The 4,367-nt window shown below is 64.5% G+C and carries 2 protein-coding genes; one reads left to right on the forward strand and one right to left on the reverse strand.

Annotated elements, in window-relative coordinates; genetic code table 11:
* Nucleotides 1–350: 350 nt before the first annotated feature.
* Nucleotides 351–1,016: an SdpI family protein gene (locus HMPREF2678_RS04825; protein ID WP_070551155.1), complete on the reverse strand. Its 666-nt coding sequence runs from the start codon at nt 1,014–1,016 to the stop codon at nt 351–353.
* An 84-nt stretch (nt 1,017–1,100) separates the two neighbouring features.
* Between HMPREF2678_RS04825 and HMPREF2678_RS04830 the strand changes: the two genes are divergently transcribed.
* Nucleotides 1,101–4,094, forward strand: a complete 2,994-nt coding sequence (locus tag HMPREF2678_RS04830; RefSeq protein ID WP_070551157.1) for a leucine--tRNA ligase — start codon at nt 1,101–1,103, stop codon at nt 4,092–4,094.
* Nucleotides 4,095–4,367: the final 273 nt, after the last annotated feature.

The following is a 4,367-nucleotide window of genomic DNA, read 5'->3' on the forward strand; positions in this document are numbered from 1 at the left end:
GAGCTGGGTAAGGCCTGCGCGGTAGAGCTGGGGTGCCGGGTGAGGTGGTGCTGAGTTGCCGGGCTGAAGTCCGGGTAATTTTGGTGCGCCGATGGCTGACTGGCTGGCGGACTGGAGGGGTGAATGTCCCAAATTCCACGTCTTAGAATATAACTATTCTATGTTCGCAGGTCAGAGGGTCGCCATTTTTGGCTTCAAACCCGCTACTTTCAATAACTCGAAGATTTGGGACATTGCCCTTTTAGCCGCCTCAATGTGGGCAAAAGTAAGCCCCCGACGTGGGTCGGGGGCTTAAGGAATCGGGGTACAAGGATCGAAGGGCCAAAGATTGAAGGCCTAAGGATCGGGGGCTAGGCCTGTGCCGGGTCTTGCGCGGGGTTCTGCGCCGGGCTTTGCGCAGAGTCTTGCGCCGAGTCCTGGGCGGAAGCGGCCCGGCGGGCGGCCTCCCAGTCCACGCCGCCGCCCTCGCAGGAGCCATTCAGCGAGCAGCTGCCGCAGGCCTGGCCGCTTGCGCACGCCTCCGCGCTCACCGTGCCAGTGTTGGCGCCAGCGCCGGCGTCGGAACAGCAAGCGCCAGCGGAGTCGGAAGCGCCGGCGGCCTCGCTGGAATCGGAGCAGCAGGAGGCCGAGGTGGCGTCACCACTAGAGCAGCAAGAAGAATCGGCGGCCTCGAGTTGGGCGGCGCGGGAATCCAGGCGCGCGACGGTGTGAGCGCCCAAAGCCGAGCCCAGACCGATCAAGAAAACAGCCCCGACCAGCAACAACGCAAAGACCAGCCACATCCAACCGCTCACCTTCAGGGTGATCAGCGCCGCTCCGAGCAATGCCGCACCGGCGCCCATCCAGGCTGGGCCGACGATCCGGTGTGCGGTGTTCCAGAGCTCCTGGGACTTGCGGACCTCCGGAACGCGCAGGCCAACGACCGGATTACCCGGCAGCTTCCCCACAGCCCCCAGCAGACCCGCAACAAAGAACACAAGCCCCACAATTACCAACACAACGGTCAACACGATCATGCGAAACAGTCTATTACCGCAGGTGGCCAACAAGCCAAACGCAATAGCCTGCCCTGTCCGTGGCACCTACTAGACTGTTAAACCATGACGAACGGCAGCACTGAAGACACCTCCGCGGGCACGTCCGCGGGCGCAACCTCCTACCGCTACACCCCTGAACTCGCGGCCAAGATCGAGGCCAAGTGGCAGCAGCACTGGGCGGACAACGGCACGTTTAACGCCCCGAACCCGACGGGCGACCTCGCGGAGCCGGGTGCGGAGCTGCCGGAAGACCGCAAGTTCATCCAGGACATGTTCCCCTACCCGTCCGGCGTGGGTCTGCACGTCGGCCACCCGCTGGGCTACATCGGCACGGACGTCTTCGCGCGCTTCCACCGCATGAAGGGCGCAAATGTGCTGCACACGCTGGGTTATGACGCGTTCGGTCTGCCCGCCGAGCAGTACGCCGTGCAGACTGGCACCCACCCACGCACCACCACCATGGGCAACATTGCCAACATGGAGCGCCAGCTGGGCCGCCTGGGCCTGGGTCACGACAAGCGCCGCAGTTTCGCCACCACGGACACGGACTATTACCGCTGGACGCAGTGGATCTTCCTGCAGATTTACAACTCCTGGTTTGACCCGGAGGCCAAGAACGCCAACGGCACCCTGGGCAAGGCGCGCCCGATTGCAGAGCTGGAGGAAAAGCTCGCTGCCGAGCGCGCGGACTGGGCGGACCTCAGCGCCGCCGAGAAGCAGAAGGTGCTGGATAGCTACCGCCTGGTCTACCGCTCGAACTCCACGGTGAACTGGTGCCCGGGCCTGGGCACGGTGCTGGCGAACGAGGAAGTCACTGCAGAGGGCCGCTCCGAGCGCGGCAACTTCCCCGTCTTCCGCAAGAACCTGCAGCAGTGGATGATGCGCATCACCGCGTACTCCGACCGCCTGATCGACGACCTGGAGTTCCTGGACTGGCCGGAAAAGGTGAAGTCCATGCAGCGCAACTGGATCGGCCGTTCGCGCGGCGCGGAGGTCACGTTCGACTGCCTGGGTCACGACATTGACGTGTTCACCACGCGCCCCGACACGCTGTTCGGCGCGACCTACATGGTGCTGGCCCCGGAGCACGAGCTGGTCGATACGCTCGTTGCGCAGGCCGGTGGTTCTTCTACGGGTAAGGACGCCTACACGGATGTCGACCCACGGTGGACCTACGGCCAGGCAAACCTGGCTGCGGCAGTGGAGGCATACCGCGCGGCAATCGCCGCCAAGTCCGACCTGGAGCGCCAGGAGAACAAGGAGAAGACGGGCGTTTTCCTGGGCGTTTATGCCACCAACCCGGTGAACGGGGCGCAGGTGCCGGTCTTCATCGCGGACTATGTGCTGACGGGCTACGGCACCGGCGCGATTATGGCTGTGCCGGCGCACGATACCCGCGACTTCGAGTTCGCCACCGAGTTCGGGCTGCCGATCGTGCCGGTGCTGGCAGCTGAGGGCGCGGCGGAAGGCGCAGCTGGCGCCGCTGGTGCTGCCGAGCAGGGCGGCGCCGGGGTTGCGGCGGGCGCCGAGCTCACCGAGGCGTTCACCGAGGACGGCCCGCACATCAACTCCAACAACTCCGACGGCCTGGAGCTCAACGGTCTGGGCAAGGCAGAGGCCATCGACAAGGCCATCGAATGGCTGGAATCCCATGACAAGGGCGCTGGCAAGATCCAGTACAAGTTGCGCGACTGGCTGTTCGCCCGCCAGCGCTACTGGGGCGAGCCCTTCCCCATCGTCTACGACGAGAACGGTATGGCACACGGCCTGCCGGAGGAGATGCTCCCCGTTGAGCTGCCCGAAGTGGAGGACTACAAGCCCGTCAGCTTCGACCCCGACGACAAGAACTCCGCACCCCAGCCCCCGCTGGCCAAGGCCAAGGAGTGGGTCGAGGTCACCCTGGACCTCGGCGACGGGGAAAAGACCTACTACCGCGACACGAACGTCATGCCGCAGTGGGCGGGTTCCTCCTGGTACCAGCTGCGCTATATCGACCCGAACAACGACAACGCCCTGGTAGATATCGAAAACGAACGCTACTGGGTCGGCCCGCGCGAAGGCCGCCCCTCCGGCGGCGTGGACCTGTATGTCGGCGGCGTGGAGCACGCCGTGCTTCACCTGCTGTACGCCCGCTTCTGGCACAAGGTGCTGTTCGACCTGGGCGTAGTCTCCAGCTTCGAGCCCTACTACCGCCTGTACAACCAGGGTTACATCCAGGCCTACGCGTACACGGACTCCCGCGGCGTGTACGTCCCCGCGGAGGAGGTCACCGAACGCGACGGTAAGTTCTTCTGGGTTCGTGAGGCGGATGATGCTGAGGGCGTCCAGAAGGAAGAGGAAGTATTTCAGGAATACGGCAAGATGGGCAAGTCCCTCAAGAACGCGGTCTCGCCCGACGAGATCTGCGACGACTACGGTGCGGACACCCTGCGCGTGTACGAGATGGCGATGGGGCCACTCGACACGTCGCGGCCGTGGGCGACGAAGGACGTTGTGGGCGCGCAGCGATTCCTGCAGCGCGCGTGGCGCCTCGCCGTCGATGAGGGCACGGGTAAGGGTTCTGTGAGTGATGACGCCCTCACGGATGACGACCTGAAGGCCCTGCACAGGACCATCGCGGGGGTTCACGAGAACTATGCGGAGCTGCGCGACAACACAGCCGTGGCGAAGATGATCGAATACGTGAACTACCTGACGAAGACGTACTCCGCTGGGGCGGCTCCGCGGGCTGCTGTTGAACCGCTGGTGCAGATGCTCGCGCCGGTGGCGCCGCACATTGCCGAGGAGATGTGGGAGGTCCTGGGGCACTCCGAGGGCATCACCTATGAGCCGTTCCCGGTGTGGGACGAGAAGTGGCTGGTGGACGACTCCATCGAGCTGCCTGTGCAGGTCATGGGCAAGCTGCGCGGGCGCATTAACGTGGCGGCGGATGCTTCGCGGGAGGAGATCGAGGCTGCTGCGCTGGAGGAGCCAAACGTCGCTGCACACATCGAGGGCAAGACGGTGGCCAAGATTATCGTCGTGCCGGGCAAGATGGTGAACATCGTCGCAAAGTAGCGGCCTGGGGTGTGTCCCTCGCTTCCCGGCTGCTGCGCGCCCGAGGGCGCCTGCGCCTTTCCCCGCCCCCGCCGCTGCGCGCCTGGGGGCGCGACCCTTTTTTCCTGCCCGCGGAATTGAGGGATTCTAAGGCGCCGAATCGAACAGCGGTGCGAATGTGTGCCCTCGAAACGTCACAGTGACGCTCCTGTAAGGCGCGCATTCGGCGATTTTCGGCGCTCCGATGACCTAAATGCGGGGCGATTGTCCCAAATTCCAGCTCTTAGAATATAA

Source organism: Corynebacterium sp. HMSC058E07 (genome assembly GCF_001809885.1).
Taxonomy (GTDB): Bacteria; Actinomycetota; Actinomycetes; order Mycobacteriales; family Mycobacteriaceae; genus Corynebacterium; species Corynebacterium macclintockiae.